The organism is Streptomyces sp. NBC_01320 (genome assembly GCF_035974375.1).
Taxonomy (GTDB): Bacteria; Actinomycetota; Actinomycetes; order Streptomycetales; family Streptomycetaceae; genus Streptomyces; species Streptomyces yanii.
Map to the genome: position 1 here is coordinate 8,967,344 of NZ_CP108390.1, position 16,012 is coordinate 8,983,355.

General features: G+C 70.0%; 15 protein-coding genes. All 15 read left to right on the forward strand.

Annotation, left to right across the window (positions count from 1 at the left end):
• Positions 1–157 precede the first annotated feature (157 nt).
• The 15 genes from pgsA (at position 158) to OG395_RS40880 (ending at position 15,954) form a co-directional block, all read left to right on the forward strand.
• Positions 158–826, forward strand: a complete 669-nt coding sequence (gene pgsA / locus OG395_RS40810) for a phosphatidylinositol phosphate synthase (protein ID WP_266987891.1) — start codon at positions 158–160, stop codon at positions 824–826.
• Positions 823–1,758 carry a phosphatidylinositol mannoside acyltransferase gene (locus tag OG395_RS40815; protein ID WP_327247406.1) on the forward strand — a complete coding sequence of 312 codons (936 nt, stop codon included), beginning with the start codon at positions 823–825 and terminating at the stop codon, positions 1,756–1,758. Before pgsA ends, OG395_RS40815 begins: the two co-directional genes overlap by 4 nt.
• A complete protein-coding gene (locus OG395_RS40820; protein WP_327247407.1) occupies positions 1,755–2,915 on the forward strand; it encodes a glycosyltransferase family 4 protein in 1,161 nt (386 codons plus the stop codon). Before OG395_RS40815 ends, OG395_RS40820 begins: the two co-directional genes overlap by 4 nt.
• A gap of 376 nt (positions 2,916–3,291) precedes the next feature.
• Positions 3,292–3,837, forward strand: coding sequence for a hypothetical protein (locus OG395_RS40825; protein WP_266987897.1), 546 nt, complete (start codon positions 3,292–3,294; stop codon positions 3,835–3,837).
• A 168-nt stretch (positions 3,838–4,005) separates the two neighbouring features.
• A complete protein-coding gene (gene pdxS / locus OG395_RS40830; RefSeq protein WP_266987900.1) occupies positions 4,006–4,926 on the forward strand; it encodes a pyridoxal 5'-phosphate synthase lyase subunit PdxS in 921 nt (306 codons plus the stop codon).
• Between the two features lie 6 nt (positions 4,927–4,932).
• Positions 4,933–5,526, forward strand: coding sequence for a pyridoxal 5'-phosphate synthase glutaminase subunit PdxT (pdxT, locus tag OG395_RS40835; RefSeq protein WP_266987901.1), 594 nt, complete (start codon positions 4,933–4,935; stop codon positions 5,524–5,526).
• A 62-nt stretch (positions 5,527–5,588) separates the two neighbouring features.
• Positions 5,589–6,341: a YebC/PmpR family DNA-binding transcriptional regulator gene (locus OG395_RS40840; RefSeq protein ID WP_030918812.1), complete on the forward strand. Its 753-nt coding sequence runs from the start codon at positions 5,589–5,591 to the stop codon at positions 6,339–6,341.
• A gap of 194 nt (positions 6,342–6,535) precedes the next feature.
• Positions 6,536–7,105 carry a crossover junction endodeoxyribonuclease RuvC gene (gene ruvC, locus OG395_RS40845; RefSeq protein ID WP_327247408.1) on the forward strand — a complete coding sequence of 190 codons (570 nt, stop codon included), beginning with the start codon at positions 6,536–6,538 and terminating at the stop codon, positions 7,103–7,105.
• The gene (gene ruvA, locus OG395_RS40850; RefSeq protein WP_327247409.1) at positions 7,102–7,728 is read left to right on the forward strand and encodes a Holliday junction branch migration protein RuvA; all 627 of its coding nucleotides are present in this window, start codon (positions 7,102–7,104) and stop codon (positions 7,726–7,728) included. The genes ruvC and ruvA overlap by 4 nt, the downstream gene beginning before the upstream one ends.
• Positions 7,729–7,811: 83 nt before the next feature.
• On the forward strand, positions 7,812–8,885 hold the full coding sequence (gene ruvB, locus OG395_RS40855; RefSeq protein ID WP_327247410.1) for a Holliday junction branch migration DNA helicase RuvB: 1,074 nt from the start codon (positions 7,812–7,814) through the stop codon (positions 8,883–8,885).
• 164 nt (positions 8,886–9,049) lie between these two features.
• Positions 9,050–9,547 carry a preprotein translocase subunit YajC gene (gene yajC / locus OG395_RS40860; protein ID WP_327247411.1) on the forward strand — a complete coding sequence of 166 codons (498 nt, stop codon included), beginning with the start codon at positions 9,050–9,052 and terminating at the stop codon, positions 9,545–9,547.
• 146 nt (positions 9,548–9,693) lie between these two features.
• Positions 9,694–11,430, forward strand: coding sequence for a protein translocase subunit SecD (secD, locus tag OG395_RS40865; protein ID WP_327247412.1), 1,737 nt, complete (start codon positions 9,694–9,696; stop codon positions 11,428–11,430).
• 1 nt (position 11,431) lies between these two features.
• The gene (gene secF, locus OG395_RS40870) at positions 11,432–12,538 is read left to right on the forward strand and encodes a protein translocase subunit SecF (RefSeq protein WP_266987912.1); all 1,107 of its coding nucleotides are present in this window, start codon (positions 11,432–11,434) and stop codon (positions 12,536–12,538) included.
• Entirely contained in the window at positions 12,535–13,086 is a 552-nt protein-coding gene (locus tag OG395_RS40875; protein ID WP_266987914.1) for an adenine phosphoribosyltransferase, read from the forward strand. The genes secF and OG395_RS40875 overlap by 4 nt, the downstream gene beginning before the upstream one ends.
• 294 nt (positions 13,087–13,380) lie before the next feature.
• The gene (locus OG395_RS40880; protein WP_327247413.1) at positions 13,381–15,954 is read left to right on the forward strand and encodes a RelA/SpoT family protein; all 2,574 of its coding nucleotides are present in this window, start codon (positions 13,381–13,383) and stop codon (positions 15,952–15,954) included.
• Positions 15,955–16,012: the final 58 nt, after the last annotated feature.

Here is a 16,012-nt window from a genome sequence, read left to right on the forward strand (position 1 = left end):
TAATTCGAGCTTTCCACTCCGGTCAGGTTGCGTCCATACGTCGGACGCCGACGCACGAGGACGGATGCCCGGACAGTGGACCCGTCCGACTGGTGACTACGATGGGCCAGCCGGTGGCCGAAGGGGCCGCACGGCCCACCGACCCCTCGGGAAGGCCATGCTGAACAAGTACGCGCGTGCATTTTTTACGCGTGTCCTCACACCGTTCGCCGCGCTGCTGCTCCGTCTCGGCGTGAGCCCTGACGCCGTCACGCTCATCGGTACGGCCGGGGTGATGGCAGGTGCGCTGGTCTTCTTCCCCATGGGGGAGTTCTTCTGGGGCACGATCGTCATCACGATCTTCGTCTTCTCCGACCTCGTCGACGGCAACATGGCCCGACAGGCCGGCATCTCCAGCCGCTGGGGCGCCTTCCTGGACTCGACCCTGGACCGGGTCGCCGACGGCGCGATCTTCGGCGGGTTCGCACTCTGGTACGCGGGCAACGGCGACGACAACGTGATGTGTGCGGTGGCGATCTTCTGCCTGGCCAGCGGCCAGGTGGTCTCCTACACGAAGGCGCGGGGCGAGTCGATCGGTCTTCCGGTCGCGGTCAACGGTCTGGTGGAGCGGGCCGAGCGGCTGGTCATCTCGCTGGTGGCGGCCGGGCTCGCCGGGCTCCACACGTTCGGTGTGCCGGGGATCGACATCCTGCTGCCGATCGCGCTGTGGATCGTCGCCGTGGGCAGCCTGGTGACGCTCGTGCAGCGTGTCGTGACCGTGCGCCGCGAGTCCGCGGAGGCCGACGCGGCAGCCGCGGCGGACCGGGGGAGCGAGGCGGCGAAGTGAGCGGCGCCGAGGGGGAACCGGGGACCGGGCTGAAGGACCGGCTGACCGACGGGCTGTACGGGCTCGGCTGGAGCGCGGTCAAGAGGTTGCCGGAGCCGGCCGCCCAGGCGCTCTTCCGTACCCTCGCCGACCAGGTCTGGAAGCGGCGCGGCAAGAGCGTGCTGCGGCTCGAGTCGAACCTGGCCAGGGTGGTGCCGGACGCGAGCCCGGCCCGGCTCGCCGCACTCTCCAAGGCCGGGATGCGCTCGTACATGCGCTACTGGATGGAGTCGTTCCGGCTGCCCACCTGGAGCCCGGAGCGGATCAGGGCCGGCATAGACGTGGCGAACGTCCACCGGCTGACCGGGGGCCTGGACGCCGGACGCGGTGTCATCCTCGCGCTGCCGCACCTGGGGAACTGGGACCTGGCGGGAGCCTGGGTCACCACCGATCTGAAGGTGCCGTTCACCACGGTCGCCGAGCGGCTGAAGCCCGAGTCGCTGTACGACCGGTTCGTCGCCTACCGTGAGGGGCTCGGCATGGAGGTCCTGCCGCACACCGGCGGGTCGGCCTTCGGCACCCTGGCGCGGCGACTGCGCGACGGCGGACTGGTCTGCCTGGTCGCCGACCGCGACCTCTCCGCCTCCGGCGTCGAGGTGCAGTTCTTCGGTGACACGGCACGGATGCCCGCCGGACCCGGTCTGCTGGCCCAGCAGACCGGCGCGCTGCTGCTGCCCGTGACGCTCCGGTACGACGCGACCCCCGTGATGAAGGCCCGGATCCACCCGGCCGTCGAGGTGCCCGAGTCAGGTACGCGCACCGAGAAGACGTCTGTGATGACACAGGCGCTGGCCGATGCCTTCGCCACCGGAATCGCCGAGCACCCGGAGGACTGGCACATGCTGCAGCGGCTCTGGCTCGCCGACCTCGAACCCCGTGGAGAGCAGTCGTGAAGATCGGCATCGTCTGCCCGTACTCCTGGGACGTACCGGGCGGCGTCCAGTTCCACATCCGCGACCTGGCCGAACACCTGATCCGCCTGGGCCACCAGGTATCGGTGCTGGCCCCCGCCGACGACGAGACGCCGCTGCCGCCGTACGTGGTGTCGGCGGGCCGTGCCGTGCCCGTCCGGTACAACGGCTCCGTCGCCCGGCTGAATTTCGGTTTCCTGTCCGCGGCGAGGGTACGCCGCTGGCTGCACGACGGCACCTTCGACGTGATCCACATCCATGAGCCGACCTCGCCGTCTCTCGGCCTGCTCACCTGCTGGGCCGCGCAGGGACCGATCGTCGCCACGTTCCACACCTCGAATCCGCGCTCCCGCGCGATGATCGCCGCGTACCCGATCCTGCAGCCTGCGCTGGAGAAGATCAGTGCGCGCATCGCGGTGAGCGAGTACGCGCGCCGGACCCTGGTCGAGCACCTCGGCGGCGATGCGGTCGTCATCCCGAACGGGGTCGATGTCGGCTTCTTCGACAAGGCCGAGCCCAAGGTCGAGTGGCAGGGCGGGACGATCGGCTTCATCGGGCGTATCGACGAGCCCCGCAAGGGCCTGCCCGTCCTGATGCGGGCGCTGCCCGCCATCCTCGCCGCCCGCCCGGAGACCAGGCTGCTGGTGGCAGGGCGCGGCGACGAGGAGGAGGCGGTCGCCTCACTGCCCGAGGCGATGCGCGAGCGCGTCGAATTCCTCGGCATGGTGAGCGACGAGGACAAGGCGCGGTTGCTGCGCAGTGTCGATGTGTACGTCGCGCCGAATACGGGCGGCGAGAGCTTCGGGATCATCCTGGTCGAGGCGATGTCGGCGGGCGCGCCGGTCCTCGCCAGCGATCTGGACGCGTTCGCCCAGGTACTGGACCTGGGTGCGGCGGGCGAACTGTTCGCCAACGAGGACGCGGAGGCGCTGGCGTCGGCGGCGATCCGGTTGCTCGGCGACCCGGAGCGGCGCGCGGAGCTCAGCGATCGTGGCCGCGCTCATGTGCGACGGTTCGACTGGTCGACGGTGGGGGCGGACATCCTCGCGGTGTACGAGACGGTGACGGACGGGGCCGCGTCGGTGGCGACGGACGAACGTACGGGGCTGCGGGCCCGGTTCGGGCTGGCCAGGGACTGAGGCGGGCCTCGGCGGTCCTCCCCCGGGGGACACGATGGCCGGGTCGGAGCCCCGCCGTCCCCGGTCCCGGACCGAGCGGAAGAACGCTGTTGCGCGGCGCCGGCGCGCCCGGCCGTCGGCGGTGGCCCGTCCGGCCGCCGGGACTGCGCACACGCTGTCTTCAGCCTGTGCGCGGATTCCTGATCACCGATACCTGGCAGGACCGTCCCGATAACGGGCCGCTCGGCGGGATCGGAGGGGGACGGGCGTCGGCACCCGGCTCCCCCCGGCGGGCGGCACCATCGGCAACGCCGGGCCCCGGCTCCCGGCCCGGTGTCCCGCGCTGCGGCGGGCCGGAGGGCGGGGCGGGGTGCCCTCGGCGGTAGCCTTGCGGCCCGTGACCGAAACCCTCATCTGGATCGCCGTCGCGCTCGTCGCGATCGGCCTGTACCTCAGCTGGACCGCCGGGCGGCTGGACCGGCTGCACACGCGGATCGACGCCGCCCGCGCCGCCCTCGACGCCCAACTGCTGCGCCGCGCCTCGGTCACCCAGGAACTGGCCACATCCGGTGTCCTCGACCCGGCCGCGTCCATCGTGCTGTACGAGGCCGCGCACGCCGCCCGGCAGTCCGAGGAGGAACACCGTGAGGTGGCGGAGAGCGAGCTCAGCACCGCGCTGCGGGCGGTGTTCGGTGAGACTGCGCAGGTGGAGGCAGTGAAGGAGATTCCCGGCGGTGAGGAGGCGGCGTCCGAACTGGCCGCGGCCGTGCGCCGGGTGCCGATGGCGCGGCGGTTCCACAACGACGCGGTGCGCGCGGCGCGGGCGCTGCGCCGCCACCGCACGGTGCGCTGGTTCCGGCTGGCCGGGCATGCACCGTTCCCGCTGGCCTTCGAGATGGACGACGAGCCGCCTGTGGCCCTGGCGGACCGCCCGGTCAGCTGACCCGGACGCGTACCCCCCCGCCCCGTACGGGGTCGTACGCGGCCGTACACAGCCAAAACGATCCACCGGCCTCTTATTGGCCCTTGTCGTGGACTGGTCCCGGAGAGTTTGCTCTGCAGTGCATTACCCAGCACTTTCAGCATCTTTTTCTCCGAGTGAGGTCGATCCGTGTCCACGCTTCCCAGCACCCCGCAGTCCGCCGACTCCCCGGCTACCGGCACCGCCCGCGTGAAGCGCGGCATGGCCGAGCAGCTCAAGGGTGGCGTGATCATGGACGTCGTCAACGCCGAGCAGGCGAAGATCGCCGAGGACGCGGGCGCCGTGGCCGTCATGGCCCTGGAGCGGGTGCCCGCCGACATCCGCAAGGACGGCGGCGTGGCCCGGATGTCCGACCCGAACATGATCGAAGAGATCATCGAGGCCGTCTCCATCCCGGTGATGGCGAAGTCCCGCATCGGCCACTTCGTCGAGGCGCAGGTCCTGCAGTCCCTCGGTGTCGACTACATCGACGAGTCCGAGGTCCTCACCCCGGCCGACGAGGTCAACCACAGCGACAAGTTCGCCTTCACCACGCCGTTCGTCTGTGGCGCCACCAACCTGGGCGAGGCGCTGCGCCGCATCGCCGAAGGCGCGGCCATGATCCGCTCCAAGGGCGAGGCCGGCACCGGCAACGTCGTCGAGGCGGTCCGCCACCTGCGCCAGATCAAGAACGAGATCGCCCGGCTGCGCGGCTACGACAACAACGAGCTGTACGCCGCCGCCAAGGAGCTCCGCGCCCCGTACGAGCTGGTCAAGGAGGTCGCCGAGCTCGGCAAGCTGCCCGTCGTGCTGTTCTCCGCCGGTGGCGTCGCCACTCCGGCCGACGCCGCGCTGATGCGCCAGCTCGGCGCCGAGGGCGTCTTCGTCGGCTCCGGCATCTTCAAGTCCGGCGACCCGGCCAAGCGTGCCGCCGCCATCGTGAAGGCCACCACCTTCTACGACGACCCGAAGATCATCGCGGACGCCTCCCGCAACCTGGGCGAGGCCATGGTCGGCATCAACTGCGACACCCTGCCCGAGGCCGAGCGCTACGCCAACCGCGGCTGGTAGTCACAGATGAGCGACACCCCTGTGATCGGAGTCCTGGCCCTCCAGGGCGACGTACGGGAGCACCTGATCGCCCTGGCCTCGGCAGACGCCCTGGCCAGGCCGGTCCGGCGCCCCGAAGAGCTCGCCGAGGTCGACGGTCTCGTCATACCCGGCGGCGAATCCACCACGATGTCCAAGCTCGCCACCCTGTTCGGCATGCTGGAACCACTGCGCGAGCGGGTCCGCGCCGGCATGCCGGTCTACGGCACCTGCGCCGGAATGATCCTGCTGGCCGACAAGATCCTCGACCCGCGCTCGGGCCAGGAGACCATCGGCGGCATCGACATGATCGTGCGTCGTAACGCCTTCGGGCGGCAGAACGAGTCCTTCGAGGCCGCCGTCGAGGTGGCCGGGATCGAAGGCGGCCCGGTCGAGGGCGTCTTCATCCGCGCCCCCTGGGTGGAGTCGGTCGGCGCCCGGGCCGAGGTGATCGCCGAGCACGGCGGCCATATTGTTGCCGTACGTCAGGGAAACGCCCTGGCAACGTCATTCCACCCGGAACTGACCGGTGACCACCGGGTTCACGCACTCTTCGTCGACATGGTGCGCGCCAAGGGGTGAACGGATCCCGGTAGGATCTCCGTTGTTCATTTCTACTGGCGACGCGTTGTAAGGAGCTGGCGATGTCCGGCCACTCTAAGTGGGCTACCACCAAGCACAAGAAGGCCGTGATTGATGCCAAGCGCGGCAAGCTCTTCGCCAAGCTGATCAAGAACATCGAGGTCGCGGCCCGCACCGGCGGTGTGGACCCCGAGGGCAACCCGACCCTCGTCGATGCGATCCAGAAGGCGAAGAAGAGCTCCGTCCCGAACAAGAACATCGACTCCGCGGTCAAGCGTGGTGGCGGTCTCGAAGCGGGCGGCGTCGACTACCAGACGATCATGTACGAGGGTTACGGCCCGAACGGTGTCGCGGTGCTCATCGAGTGCCTCACCGACAACCGCAACCGTGCCGCCTCCGACGTGCGTGTCGCGATGACCCGCAACGGCGGTTCGATGGCCGACCCGGGTTCGGTCTCGTACCTCTTCAACCGCAAGGGCGTCGTCATCGTCCCCAAGGGCGAGCTCACCGAGGACGACGTCCTCGGTGCGGTGCTCGACGCGGGCGCCGAGGAGGTCAATGACCTCGGTGAGTCCTACGAGGTCGTCAGCGAGGCCACCGACATGGTCGCGGTCCGTACCGCGCTCCAGCAGGCCGGCATCGACTACGACTCGGCCGAGGCCAACTTCCTGCCCACCATGCAGGTCGAGCTGGACGAGGAAGGCGCGCGCAAGATCTTCAAGCTGATCGACGCGCTGGAGGACAGCGACGACGTGCAGAACGTCTTCGCCAACTTCGACGTCTCGGACGAGGTCATGGAGAAGGTCGACGCCTGAGACGGCGGACGACGCCTCCCCGCGGGAGCGGGGGATGACCCGGAGACGGGCAGCGTCCTGCCGCTGTACAGGGGCACTCCCCGCGCGGGCGGTGCCGACGGGCCGACGGGGACACACCCCGTCGGCCCGTCGCATTGTCAGTGCGAGCCGATAGCCTGCGGGAACAGTTGACCGATCGGCAGAGGGGGCGCTTCATGCGGGTACTGGGTGTGGACCCGGGACTGACCCGGTGCGGCGTCGGCGTCGTCGAAGGAGTGGCGGGCCGCCCTCTGACGATGCTCGGGGTCGGCGTCGTCCGGACCCCCGCCGATGCCGAGCTCGGCCATCGGCTGGTCGCGATCGAGCGCGGCATCGAGGAGTGGCTCGACGAGCACCGCCCCGAATTCGTCGCCGTGGAGCGGGTGTTCAGCCAGCACAATGTCCGTACGGTGATGGGCACCGCCCAGGCCAGCGCGGTCGCCATGCTCTGTGCGTCCCGCCGCGGCATCCCCGTCGCCCTCCACACCCCCAGCGAGGTCAAGGCCGCCGTCACCGGCAGCGGCCGCGCCGACAAGGCGCAGGTCGGAGCGATGGTCACCCGGCTGCTTCGGCTCGACGCACCGCCGAAACCCGCCGACGCCGCCGACTCCCTGGCCCTCGCCATCTGCCACATCTGGCGGGCCCCGGCCGTCAACCGCCTCCAGCAGGCGCACGCGGCCGCCGCCGCCCGCGGCCACCGCGTTTCCCGTACACCCGCAGTTCCCGTCCGGAAGGTCCCCCGATGATCGCCTTCGTCAGCGGCCCCGTCGCCGCACTCGCCCCGACCACGGCCGTGATCGAGGTCGGCGGCATCGGCATGGCCGTCCAGTGCAGCCCCCACACCCTCGCCGACCTGCGGATCGGCCAGGAGGCCCGGCTGGCCACCTCCCTCGTCGTACGGGAGGACTCGCTCACCCTCTACGGCTTCGCCGACGACGACCAGCGGCAGGTCTTCGAGCTGCTCCAGACCGCCAGCGGCGTCGGCCCCCGGCTCGCCCAGGCGATGCTCGCCGTGCACAGCCCGGACGCCCTGCGCCTTGCCGTCTCCACCGGCGACGAGAAGGCCCTCACCGCCGTCCCCGGCATCGGGAAGAAGGGCGCGCAGAAACTCCTCCTCGATCTGAAGGACAGACTGGGCGAGCCCGTCGGCGCCCACATCGGCCACCAGGGCATCGGCACCGCCGTCACCTCCTCGTGGCGCGACCAGCTGGAGGCCGCCCTGATCGGCCTCGGATACGCGACACGTGAGGCCGACGAGGCTGTCACCGCCGTCGCCCCGCAGGCCGAGGCCGCGCTCGCGGAGGGCGCCCAGCCGCCCGTACCGCAGCTGCTGCGGGCCGCTCTGCAGACCCTCAACCGCGCACGCTGACCGCACGCCGACCGGATGCGACACCCCCGACACCCGGGCACCGCACGGCCCGGCACCGAAACACCCGAGGCGGGACTGACCGAATGAACTGGGACGACACCGGACCCGACACCGACGAGCGGCTCGACGAGCGGCTCGTCGACGCCGACGCGGACGGCGAGGACACGGCGGTCGAAGCTGCCCTGCGGCCGAAGGACCTCGACGAATTCGTCGGCCAGGAGAAGGTGCGCGAACAGCTCGACCTGGTCCTGAAGGCCGCCCTCGCCCGTGGCGCCACCGCCGACCACGTCCTGCTCTCCGGCGCCCCCGGCCTCGGCAAGACCACCCTCTCCATGATCATCGCCGCCGAGATGGGCGCCCCGATCCGGATCACCTCGGGCCCCGCCATCCAGCACGCGGGCGACCTCGCCGCGATCCTCTCCTCCCTCCAGGAGGGCGAGGTCCTCTTCCTCGACGAGATCCACCGCATGTCACGGCCCGCCGAAGAGATGCTCTACATGGCGATGGAGGACTTCCGCGTCGACGTCATCGTCGGCAAGGGCCCCGGTGCCACCGCCATTCCGTTGGAACTTCCGCCCTTCACCCTCGTCGGCGCCACCACCCGGGCCGGACTCCTGCCGCCCCCGCTGCGCGACCGCTTCGGCTTCACCGGTCACATGGAGTTCTACGCCCCCGCCGAACTGGAACGCGTCATCCACCGTTCCGCCCGCCTCCTCGACGTCGCGATAGACGCCGAAGGGGCGGCCGAGATCGCCGGGCGCTCCCGCGGCACACCCCGTATCGCCAACCGGCTGCTGCGCCGCGTCCGCGACTACGCCCAGGTCAAGGCGGACGGCTGGATCGACCGCGGCGTCGCCTCCGCCGCCCTCGGGGTGTACGAGGTCGACGGCCGGGGTCTCGACCGACTGGACCGGGCGGTGCTCGGCGCGCTCCTGAAGCTCTTCGGCGGCGGACCGGTCGGTCTGTCCACCCTCGCGGTCGCCGTGGGGGAGGAACGCGAGACGGTCGAGGAGGTCGCGGAGCCCTTCCTGGTACGGGAAGGACTGCTGGCCAGGACGCCGCGGGGCCGGGTCGCCACCCCTGCGGCCTGGGCTCATCTCGGTCTCGTCCCCCCTCAGCACGGCGGAAAGGGACAACAGGGTCTGTTCGGGGCGTGATGCGTCACAGGTTCGCCCGGACAGGAACCAGGGTGCGATGCTGGGCGTTGTTCCATCGATGCGGACTCGCTTAGACTCCGCCGATGCCGCCAGTACAGGGCGGCATACCCACCCCCGTAGATCAGGCCGCATTCCAGCGCGGTCGTGCGAAGGAAAATCGTCCCGTGAATCCCGTGACTCTCCTCCCCTTCATCGTGCTCATCGGGGCCATGTTCCTGATGACCCGGTCCGCCAAGAAGAAGCAGGCTGCCGCCGCGCAGATGCGCAACGAGATGCAGCCCGGCACCGGCGTTCGGACGATCGGAGGCATGTACGCCACCGTCAAGGAGCTTCACGACGACACGGTTCTCCTCGAGGTCGCGCCCGGCGTCCACGCCATCTACGCCAAGAACGCCATCGGTGCCGTCCTCGACGACGCGGAGTACAACCGCATCGTCCACGGTGACGACGACGGGTTCGACGGCGCGGTCGTGCCGGACGACGCGTCCTCGCTGACCGAGCACGTCGAGGCCGACACGGACGTCGACACCGACGCGGACGGCGCGGACGATGCCAAAATCGACCTGGGCAAGAAGGCCGAGGCCGGCGACGTCGAGCCGAAGGACGCCAAGGCCGACGAGAAGTCCGAGGGCAAGGCCGACGGCGAGGCCGACGCGAAGTAATTCGCGACCCGGGGATGCCGTGAGCCCACCGGCGTCCGGCATGCCCGGGACCGTGCGATCTTCTGCGGGGGCAGGTCCCCACAACACTTCGTGGCCGCTCGGGCGCACACCCGGCGCGGGGCGGTTGGACAGGGAGAAACGAGAAGGTGGCAGCACCGAAGAAGGGCCGAGGGCCGTCCGGCGGTCAGGGCAGGCCGGGGCGCGCCCTGGCTCTGATCTTGATCGCCATGGTCGCGCTCACCGGCGGGATGTTCTTGTCCGGTCACACCACGCCACGGCTGGGTATCGACCTGGCGGGCGGCACGTCGATCACGCTCAAGGCGAAGAGCCAGCCCGGTAAGCCGGACGCGATCAACCAGACCAACATGGACACCGCGGTCAGCATCATCGAACGCCGTGTCAATGGTCTGGGTGTCTCCGAGGCCGAGGTCCAGACCCAGGGCCGGGACAACATCATCGTCAACATCCCCAAGGGAACGAACTCGAAGCAGGCCCGGGAACAGGTCGGTACGACCGCCCAGCTCTACTTCCGGCCCGTGCTCGCCGTCACCGAGGGCAAGGCGACGCCCACCGGCACCGCCAGCCCCTCGGCCTCCGGCTCGCCGAAGCCGAGCGCGTCGCCCAGCAGCAAGGAGACGGCCTCCGGATCCAAGGCCACTCCCTCGGCGAGCGCCACCACCCAGGGCCGCGCGGTCACTGGCGCGCTGACGAAGGACACGTCGCCCAGCCCCAGCGCCTCCGGCACGCCGAAGGCGTCCGCGAGCCCGTCGGCCTCGGTCGACCCGGCCACCGCCGAGCTGCAGAAGAAGTTCGCGGAGCTGGACTGCTCCACCAAGGCCGGTCGCGCGAAGGCCGGTGCCAACGTGAAGCCCACCGACACCACGGTCGCGTGCAGCTCCGAGGGCGACGCCAAGTACGTCCTCGGCCCGGCCGAGGTCTCCGGTACGGACGTGGGCAGCGCCAAGGCCGCGATCGACCAGCAGCGCGGCATGTGGATCGTGCAGATGGACTTCACCGACAAGGGCTCGAAGAAGTTCCAGAAGATCACCTCGAAGCTGTCCACGCAGCAGTCGCCGATGAACCAGTTCGCCATCGCGCTCGACGGCGAGGTCGTCTCCGCGCCCCAGGTGAACGAGACGCTCAGCGGCAGCGCCGAGATCTCCGGCAGCTTCACCCAGCAGTCCGCCCAGGACCTGGCGAATGTGCTGTCCTACGGTGCGCTCCCGCTGTCCTTCCGCGAGGACACGGTCACCACCGTCACCGCGGCGCTCGGCGGTGAGCAGCTCCAGGCGGGTCTGATCGCCGGTGCGATCGGTCTGGCCCTGGTCGTCATCTACCTGGTGGCCTACTACCGCGGTCTGGCGCTCATCGCGCTCCTGAGCCTCGCTGCCTCCGGCATACTGACCTACACACTCATGTCGCTGCTCGGCCCGGCCATCGGCTTCGCGCTGAACCTCCCCGCGGTCTGTGGTGCCATCGTGGCGATCGGTATCACCGCGGACTCGTTCATCGTGTACTTCGAACGCATCCGGGACGAGATCCGCGAGGGCCGCACCCTGCGTCCGGCCGTCGAGCGTGCCTGGCCGCGTGCCCGTCGCACCATCCTGGTCTCCGACTTCGTGTCGTTCCTCGCCGCGGCGGTGCTCTTCATCGTCACCGTCGGCAAGGTCCAGGGCTTCGCCTTCACGCTGGGTCTCACCACCCTGCTCGACGTGGTCGTGGTGTTCCTCTTCACCAAGCCCGTCATGACGCTGATGGCCCGTACGAAGTTCTTCTCCAGCGGTCACCCGTGGTCCGGCCTGGACCCGAAGCGGCTCGGCGCCAAGCCGCCGCTGCGCCGCTCGCGCCGTGTCAACGCCCCCACCGACCCGAAGGAGGCGTGAGATGTCGCGACTCGGCAGCCTCGGCGCCCGGCTCTACCGCGGCGAGGTCGGTTACGACTTCATCGGAAGCCGCAAGATCTGGTACGGCATCTCGATCCTGATCACCATCACGGCTGTCGTCGCCCTGGCGGTCGGCGGACTCAACATGGGGATCGAGTTCAAGGGCGGCGCGGTCTTCACCACGCCGTCGACCAGTGCCACGGTCGCCCAGGCGGAGGAATCCGCGACCTCCGCCTCCGGCCACCAGGCGATCGTCCAGAAGCTCGGCAACGGCACGCTGCGTATTCAGATCACCGAAGTCGACCTGTCGAAGTCCGACGCGATCAAGGCGGAGCTCTCCAAGGACCTCAAGGTCCCCGAGGAGAAGATCAACGCCGACCTGGTCGGCCCCAGCTGGGGTGAGCAGATCGCCAACAAGGCCTGGACCGGCCTCGGCGTCTTCATGATCCTCGTGGTGATCTACCTGGCCATCGCGTTCGAGTGGCGCATGGCCATCGCGGCCCTGGTCGCACTGATCCACGACATCACGATCACGGTCGGGATCTATGCCCTGGTCGGCTTCGAGGTCACCCCGGGCACCGTGATCGGTCTGCTGACCATCCTCGGTTACTCCCTGTACGACACGGTCGTCGTCTTCGACAGCCTCAAGGAGGGCACGAAGGGGATCACCAAGCAGACCCGCTGGACGTACAGCGAGATCGCCAACCGCTCGATCAACGGCACGCTGGTCCGCTCCATCAACACCACCGTCGTGGCGCTGCTGCCGGTCGCCGGCCTGCTGTTCATCGGCGGCGGTGTCCTCGGCGCCGGCATGCTGAACGACATCTCGCTGTCGCTGTTCGTCGGCCTCGCCGCCGGCGCGTACTCCTCGATCTTCATCGCCACCCCGCTGGTCGCCGACCTCAAGGAACGCGAGCCGCAGATGAAGGCCCTGAAGAAGCGGATCCTCGCCAAGCGCGCGGCAGCAGCCGCCAAGGGCGAGTCGGCCGAGGACGAGCAGTCGTACGAGGACGACGTCATCGAGGAACCCGCGCCCGCCGCCGCGGTCGTCGGTCAGCGCCAGCAGCCCCCCAGGGGCCACGGCCGGACCCCGGGGAAGCGTCGATGACCAGCACCACCGAGAGCACCAGGGAACTGCTGCTCAGCCGTATCCGTGACGTGGCGGACTATCCGAAGCCGGGCGTGATGTTCAAGGACATCACCCCGCTGCTCGCGGACCCGGTCGCGTTCACGGCCCTCACCGACGCCCTCGCGGAGCTGTGCGTACGGCACGGCGCCACGAAGGTCGTCGGTCTGGAGGCGCGCGGCTTCATCCTGGCGGCGCCGGTTGCGGTCCGGGCCGGGCTCGGCTTCGTACCTGTCCGCAAGGCGGGGAAGCTGCCCGGCGCCACGCTCAGCCAGGCGTACGAGCTGGAGTACGGCACCGCGGAGATCGAGATACACGCGGAGGACCTCACGGCCGAGGACCAGATCATGGTCATCGACGACGTCCTTGCCACCGGCGGCACCGCTGAGGCATCGCTGCAGCTGATCCGCCGGGCCGGCGCCCGGGTCGCGGGCGTCGCGGTTCTCATGGAGCTCGGCTTCCTCGACGGCCGGGCGCGTCTGGAGTCCGGTCTGGCCGGTGCTCCGCTGGAGGCGCTCATCCGCGTCTGAGACCGTCACGCATGCATCGGGTGCCCGGAACAATTTCCGGGCACCCGATGGTGCGTCTGCGGTATTCGCACCCACGTTCGCAGGAGCCGGGCCGGGCCCTGCCTCATGCGTCGCGCCGCCGCTCAGCCCCTGCCGCCCTTGGGGCAGCGGCACACCGGCACACACAGGACGGGCACCGGGAACACCCTGGGGCCCGTCCCGCGTTGTGAGGGTCCCACGGTCCCCGGGGGAGGTCCGGCCGCAGGGTCGATACGATGGCCTTTCCGGGAGTCCGGATCCGCATGAGGAGCGCTCTTGCCAGACGAGGCCCAGCCAGTCGCCGCCCCGCAGCCCGACAAGCCCGCGGCGGTCCCAGCCACGCCCGGGAAGAAGCAGCCCGCGGCGAAGGAGAAGCCGAAGCCCCCGGCTCCCGAACCGGTGAGCAGCGCCTCGCAGACTCCCCCCAGGGCGCACGGGCCCGCGCCGGTTTCCCCTGCCCAGCCAGCCCCCGTCTCCCCGCCTCCGGCCGCCCCGAAGCCCCCGGCCAAGCCCGCCGCCAAGCCCGTGGCCCCGGTCGTTCCGGGCCGCTCCAGCGGCTCCTCCAACCGGGTACGGGCCAGGCTCGCCCGGCTCGGAGTGCAGCGCTCCAGCCCGTACAACCCGGTCCTCGAACCGCTCCTGCGCGCGGTCCGCAGCAACGACCCCAAGATCGAGACGTCCACGCTGCGCCAGATCGAGCGCGCCTACCAGGTCGCCGAGCGCTGGCACCGCGGTCAGAAGCGCAAGAGCGGCGACCCGTACATCACGCATCCGCTCGCCGTCACGACCATCCTCGCCGAGCTCGGCATGGATCCGGCGACGCTGATGGCCGGTCTGCTCCACGACACGGTCGAGGACACCGAGTACGGCCTGGACACCCTGCGCCGGGACTTCGGCGACCAGGTCGCGCTGCTGGTCGACGGCGTGACCAAGCTGGACAAGGTGAAGTTCGGCGAGGCGGCGCAGGCCGAGACCGTACGCAAGATGGTCGTCGCCATGGCCAAGGACCCCAGGGTCCTCGTCATCAAGCTCGCCGACCGGCTGCACAACATGCGGACCATGCGCTACCTCAAGCGGGAGAAGCAGGAGAAGAAGGCCCGCGAGACGCTTGAGATCTACGCGCCCCTGGCCCACCGCCTGGGCATGAACACCATCAAGTGGGAGCTCGAGGACCTCGCGTTCGCGATCCTCTACCCCAAGATGTACGACGAGATCGTCCGTCTCGTCGCCGAGCGGGCCCCCAAGCGCGACGAATACCTCGCCATAGTGACCGACGAGGTCCAGGCCGACCTGCGCGCCGCCCGGATCAAGGCCACCGTCACCGGACGGCCGAAGCACTACTACAGCGTCTACCAGAAGATGATCGTGCGAGGCCGGGACTTCGCCGAGATCTACGACCTGGTGGGCATCCGCGTCCTCGTCGACACCGTCCGTGACTGCTATGCGGCGCTCGGCACCGTGCACGCGCGATGGAATCCGGTCCCCGGCCGGTTCAAGGACTACATCGCGATGCCCAAGTTCAACATGTACCAGTCACTGCACACCACGGTGATCGGTCCCAGCGGCAAGCCCGTCGAGCTGCAGATCCGTACGTTCGACATGCACCGCCGCGCCGAGTACGGCATCGCCGCGCACTGGAAGTACAAGCAGGAGGCCGTCGCCGGCGCATCCAAGGTCCGCACCGACGTACCCAAGAACACCGGCCGCGGCCAGGACACCGTCAATGACATGGCGTGGCTGCGCCAGCTCCTCGACTGGCAGAAGGAGACCGAGGACCCCAGCGAGTTCCTGGAGTCCCTGCGCTTCGACCTCTCCCGCAACGAGGTCTTCGTCTTCACGCCCAAGGGCGACGTCATAGCGCTGCCCGCGGGCGCGACCCCGGTCGACTTCGCGTACGCCGTGCACACGGAGGTCGGCCACCGGACCATAGGGGCACGGGTCAACGGGCGGCTCGTACCGCTCGAATCCACCCTCGACAACGGCGACCTCGTGGAGGTCTTCACCTCCAAGGCGGCCGGCGCCGGACCGTCCCGGGACTGGCTGGGCTTCGTCAAGTCGCCGCGTGCCCGGAACAAGATCCGCGCCTGGTTCTCCAAGGAACGCCGCGACGAGGCGATCGAGCAGGGCAAGGACTCCATCGCGCGCGCCATGCGCAAGCAGAACCTGCCGATCCAGCGGATCCTGACCGGCGACTCGCTCGTCACCCTGGCCCACGAGATGCGCTACCCGGACATCTCGTCCCTGTACGCGGCGATCGGCGAGGGCCATGTCGCGGCCGCGGGTGTCGTGCAGAAGCTGGTCCAGGCGCTCGGCGGCGAGGACGCGGCCAATGAGGACCTGGCGGAGAGCGCGCCGCCCTCGCGCAGCCGCGGCAAGCGCCGCTCCAACGCCGACCCGGGTGTGGTCGTCAAGGGCGTCGAGGACGTCTGGGTCAAACTGGCCCGCTGCTGCACGCCCGTTCCCGGCGACCCGATCATCGGCTTCGTCACCCGTGGCAGCGGCGTCTCCGTGCACCGGGCCGACTGCGTCAACGTGGACTCGCTGTCGCAGCAGCCCGAGCGGATCCTGGAGGTCGAATGGGCGCCGACCCAGTCCTCGGTCTTCCTCGTCGCCATCCAGGTCGAGGCCCTCGACCGGTCGCGGCTGCTCTCGGACGTCACTCGCGTCCTGTCCGACCAGCACGTGAACATCCTGTCGGCGGCCGTACAGACCTCACGGGACCGGGTGGCCACCTCGCGGTTCACTTTCGAGATGGGGGACCCGAAGCACCTCGGACACGTGCTGAAGGCCGTACGGGGCGTGGAGGGCGTCTACGACGTCTACCGCGTGACCTCGGCCCGCAGGCCCTGACCCCGACCGCCCCCGCAGCCTCCCGCCCGACCGCGCGGGGGGCTGCGGTGCGTCGCGC